This is a genomic window from Hydrogenophaga sp., from assembly GCF_051007235.1.
Lineage (GTDB): Bacteria > Pseudomonadota > Gammaproteobacteria > Burkholderiales > Burkholderiaceae_C > Hydrogenophaga.
Genome location: NZ_JBPCSJ010000446.1, coordinates 1 through 4,247, shown reverse-complemented (window position 1 = coordinate 4,247; position 4,247 = coordinate 1). Strand labels below are relative to the sequence as shown.

The 4,247-nt window shown below is 64.3% G+C and carries 5 protein-coding genes and 1 pseudogene; all 6 read left to right on the top strand.

What is annotated here, in order from left to right; genetic code table 11:
* A partial coding sequence (locus ACR2JA_RS15920; protein ID WP_434010051.1) for a molybdopterin-dependent oxidoreductase occupies positions 1 to 1,192 on the top strand: 1,192 nt, incomplete at its 5' end.
* Positions 1,189 to 2,271 carry an NADH-quinone oxidoreductase subunit NuoH gene (nuoH, locus tag ACR2JA_RS15915; protein WP_434010050.1) on the top strand — a complete coding sequence of 361 codons (1,083 nt, stop codon included), beginning with the start codon at positions 1,189 to 1,191 and terminating at the stop codon, positions 2,269 to 2,271. The genes ACR2JA_RS15920 and nuoH, both read left to right, overlap by 4 nt.
* A gap of 15 nt (positions 2,272 to 2,286) precedes the next feature.
* Complete coding sequence (nuoI, locus tag ACR2JA_RS15910) at positions 2,287 to 2,820, top strand: NADH-quinone oxidoreductase subunit NuoI (RefSeq protein WP_434010049.1); 534 nt, start codon at positions 2,287 to 2,289, stop codon at positions 2,818 to 2,820.
* A gap of 23 nt (positions 2,821 to 2,843) precedes the next feature.
* Positions 2,844 to 3,479, top strand: coding sequence for an NADH-quinone oxidoreductase subunit J (locus tag ACR2JA_RS15905; RefSeq protein WP_434010048.1), 636 nt, complete (start codon positions 2,844 to 2,846; stop codon positions 3,477 to 3,479).
* Positions 3,476 to 3,784, top strand: a complete 309-nt coding sequence (nuoK, locus tag ACR2JA_RS15900) for an NADH-quinone oxidoreductase subunit NuoK (protein ID WP_310567426.1) — start codon at positions 3,476 to 3,478, stop codon at positions 3,782 to 3,784. The genes ACR2JA_RS15905 and nuoK overlap by 4 nt, the downstream gene beginning before the upstream one ends.
* 28 nt (positions 3,785 to 3,812) lie before the next feature.
* A pseudogene (locus ACR2JA_RS15895) lies at positions 3,813 to 4,247 on the top strand (NADH-quinone oxidoreductase subunit L); the annotation flags it as partial.

The following is a 4,247-nucleotide window of genomic DNA, read 5'->3' as shown; positions in this document are numbered from 1 at the left end:
CGCCATTGGCCTGCTGGCCAGCCCGCACAGCACGGTGGAAGAGCTGGCCCTGGCCGGCGCGCTGGTGCGCGGCCTGGGCAGCCAGAACATCGACGCCCGCCTGCGCCACGCCGACTTTGGCAACACCGCGCCCGCTGGCTCGGCCCGCTGGCTAGGCCTGCCCGTTGCGCAACTGTCGTCGCTGCAGCGTGTGCTCGTGGTGGGTTCCAACCTTCGCAAGGACCACCCGCTGTTCGCCCAGCGCATCCGCCAGGCGGTCCGCAAGGGTGCACAGGTCAACGTGCTCAACGCCGCGTCCCAAGACTGGGCCATGGCGATGAAGAACGAAGTGCTGGCCGACAGCACACACTGGGTGGCAGCCCTCGCCGGTATCGCCAATGCGGTGGGCGCCGAAACCGGTGCTTCGGCACCGGTGGCCGCTGACGTGACCGATGCCGCGCGCGCGGTGGCCAAGTCCTTGCTGGGCGGTGAACACAAGGCCATCCTGCTGGGCAATGCCGCGACGCACCACGCTCAGGCATCCAGCCTGCTGTCGCTCGCCAACTGGATCGCGCAGCAGACCGGTGCCACGGTGGGTTACCTGACCGAAGCGGCCAACACCGTGGGTGCACAACTGCTCAACGCACTGCCGGGCCAGGGTGGCCTGAACGCCGGGCAGATGCTGGGCGGCGCCCTCAAGGCCGCCATCCTGCTGAACACCGAACCCGCGTTCGACAGCGCCGCTGGCGCTGCCGGTCTGCAGGGTGCGGGCATGGTCGTCACGCTCAGCCCCTTCAAGGCCAACCTGGACATCAGCGACGTGCTGCTGCCCATCGCACCGTTCACCGAGACCTCGGGCTCCTTCGTCAACGCCGAAGGCCGCCTGCAGAGCTTCCACGCCGTGGTGCGTCCGCTGGGCGACACCCGTCCGGCCTGGAAGGTGCTCCGTGTGCTCGGCAACCTGCTGGGGCTGCCGGGCTTTGATGCCGATTCGTCGCAGGCTGTGCTGGCGACCGCGCTGCCCGGGGTTGCCAGCGGTGAGGTGGTGGATGCTGCGCGCCTGTCCAACGCAGGTGCTGCGTTCATCGACATGAATGTGATCCCGGCGCAGCCGTGCGTGGCCTCGATCTACCAACTCGATTCGCTGGTGCGGCGCGCCAGTTCGCTGCAGCTGACGGCCGATGGCCGCGCTGCCCAAGGAGCACACGCATGATCGATGCGATGTACAACGCCGGTCTGGGTCTGCTGGCCGCCTCCTGGTGGACCACGGCCGCCTGGCCGGTGATCTGGAACCTGCTCAAGATCGTGGCGGTGCTGGCCCCCCTGATGGGCGCGGTCGCCTACCTCACCTTGTGGGAACGCAAGCTGCTGGGTTTCATGCAGGTGCGCCTGGGCCCCAACCGCGTGGGTCCCTTCGGTCTGCTGCAGCCGATCGCCGACGCGGTCAAGCTGCTGACCAAGGAAATCATCAGCCCCAGCGCCGCCGCGCCGGGTCTGTTCCGCCTGGGTCCCATCATGGCCATCATGCCGGCGCTGGCTGCCTGGGTGGTCGTGCCGTTCGGTCCTGAGGCCGTGATCGCCAACGTCAACGCCGGTTTGCTGGTCATCCTGGCCATCACCTCGATCGAGGTGTACGGCGTGATCATCGCGGGCTGGGCCTCGAACTCCAAGTACGCCTTTCTGGGTGCGCTGCGCGCATCGGCCCAGATGGTGAGTTACGAAATCGCCATCGGCTTCTGTTTCCTGGTGGTCGTGATGACCGCGGGCAGCCTGAACCTGGGTGACATCGTGGCCTCGCAGTCGCGTGGCATGGGTGCGGACATGGGGCTGGGCTTCCTGTCGTGGAACTGGTTGCCGCTGCTGCCCATCTTCATGGTCTACCTGATCTCCGGTGTGGCCGAGACCAACCGCCATCCGTTCGACGTGGTCGAAGGCGAGGCGGAAATCGTGGCCGGTCACATGGTCGAGTACTCGGGCATGGGCTTTGCCATCTTCTTCCTGGCCGAATACGCCAGCATGTGGCTGGTGTCCATCCTCGCGGTGCTGATGTTCATGGGCGGATGGTTGCCCCCCATCGACAGCGCGCTGTTCAACTGGATTCCGGGCTGGATCTGGCTGGGTCTCAAGACCTTTGTCGTCGTGTCCATGTTCATTTGGATCCGCGCCACCTTCCCCCGTTTCCGTTACGACCAGATCATGCGTCTGGGCTGGAAGATCTTCATCCCCGTGACCCTGGTCTGGCTGCTGCTTGTCGGCGGTCTGATGCAGACACCGTGGAACATCTGGAAATAAGCAGGGCGAACGATCATGTCCACCACCGCTGCCTCCACGGCGTCTCCCAACGTCGTCGCGCCGTTCTCGATCGGCGACTTTTTCAAGAGCTTTCTGCTCGTCGAACTGTTCAAAGGCATGGCCCTGACCGGACGTCACTTCCTGTCGAAGAACATCACGGTGCAGTTCCCGGAAGAAAAGACGCCGCTGTCGCCGCGTTTCCGCGGCTTGCATGCCCAACGCCGCTACGACAACGGCGAAGAGCGCTGCATCGCCTGCAAGCTGTGCGAAGCCGTCTGCCCGGCCATGGCCATCACCATCGAAGCCGCACAGCGAGAAGACGGCAGCCGCCGCACCACCCGCTACGACATCGACTTGACCAAGTGCATCTTCTGCGGCTTCTGTGAAGAAGCCTGCCCGGTCGATGCCATCGTCGAAACGCAGATTCTGGAATACCACGGCGAAAAGCGCGGCGACCTGTACTTCACCAAAGAGATGCTGCTGGCGGTGGGCGACCGGTACGAACCCGAGATCGCCGCGGCCAAGGCGGCGGACGCCAAGTACCGCTGAGCGCCCCGCGAAAGACAAGAACCATGGACTACCAGACCGGCTTTTTCTACCTCTTCTCGGCGGTGCTGCTGTTTGCAGCCTACCGGGTGGTCACCGCGCGCAACCCTGTGCACGCGGTGCTGTACCTCATGCTGTCCTTTTCCCAGGCGGCCGCCCTGTGGCTCATCCTCAAGGCCGAATTCCTCGGCCTGACCCTGGTGCTGGTGTACCTGGGTGCGGTGATGGTGTTGTTCCTGTTCGTGGTGATGATGCTCGACATCAAGCTCGACGGTGACCGCTGGGGTTTCTGGCAAAACTTCCCGCTGGCTGCTGCGCTGGGTGGCATCGTGGCCGCCGAGATCATTGCCGTGTTGTGGGTCGGTTTCCCGGCCATCAGCGCGCAGGCGCCGGCAGCCGCTGCCGATGTGTCGAACACCAAGGCGCTGGGCATATTGCTCTACACCGAATACCTGTACGCCGTGGAGGTCGCCGCGGTGATCCTGCTGGTGGCCATGGTGACGGCCATTGCGCTGACCCTGCGCCAGCGCAAGGACAGCAAGGCCATCGATCCTTCGCTGCAGGTGCGTGTGCGCGCTGCCGACCGCCTGGTGGTGGTTCCGCTGGCCGCCACCCAGCAGGCAGCACCCGCAGTCGTGACCGCCGAGGAGGGCAAGGCATGAGCCTCACATTGGGACATTTCCTGTCGGTCGGCGCGGTGCTGTTCGCGCTGTCGGTGGTTGGCATCTTTCTGAACCGCAAGAACCTGATCGTGCTGCTGATGGCCATTGAGCTGATGCTGCTGGCCGTCAACATGAACTTCGTGGCTTTCTCCCACTACCTGGGCGACCTGCACGGCCAAGTGTTCGTGTTCTTCATCCTGACGGTGGCGGCCGCCGAGTCTGCCATCGGCCTGGCCATTCTGGTGCTGCTGTTCCGCAACAAGGCATCGATCAGCGTCGAAGAACTCAACACCCTCAAGGGCTGATGCCAATACCCGACGAGGCAAGAACACCATGAGCTCCACACTATCCGCAAGCACCCTGCTGGCCGTTCCGCTGGCCCCCTTGGTGGGATCCGCGCTGGCCGGCCTGCTGGGCACCACCTTTGGCGGCAACGTCATCGGTCGTCGTGCCTCGCACACCCTGACCATCCTGGGCGTGCTGATCGCCTTCATCCTGTCGGCCATGACGCTCAAGAGCGTCGCGGTGGACGGTGCCCGTTTCAACGAAACCATCTACGAGTGGATGCGCGTTGGCGGCCTGAAGATGGAAATCGGCTTCATGGTCGATGGCCTGACCGCCATGATGATGGTGGTGGTGACCTTCGTGTCGCTGATGGTGCACCTCTACACCATCGGCTACATGGAAGAAGACGCCGGCTACAACCGCTTCTTCGCCTACATCTCGCTGTTCACCTTCTCCATGCTGATGCTGGTGATGAGCAACAAC

What these genes read in the sequence shown, in the direction of transcription:
- nuoI (WP_434010049.1), top strand. Translation starts at nt 2,287, where the DNA reads ATGTCCACCACCGCTGCCTCCACGGCGTCTCCCAACGTCGTCGCGCCG.
- nuoH (WP_434010050.1), top strand. Translation starts at nt 1,189, where the DNA reads ATGATCGATGCGATGTACAACGCCGGTCTGGGTCTGCTGGCCGCCTCC.
- nuoK (WP_310567426.1), top strand. Translation starts at nt 3,476, where the DNA reads ATGAGCCTCACATTGGGACATTTCCTGTCGGTCGGCGCGGTGCTGTTC.
- ACR2JA_RS15905 (WP_434010048.1), top strand. Translation starts at nt 2,844, where the DNA reads ATGGACTACCAGACCGGCTTTTTCTACCTCTTCTCGGCGGTGCTGCTG.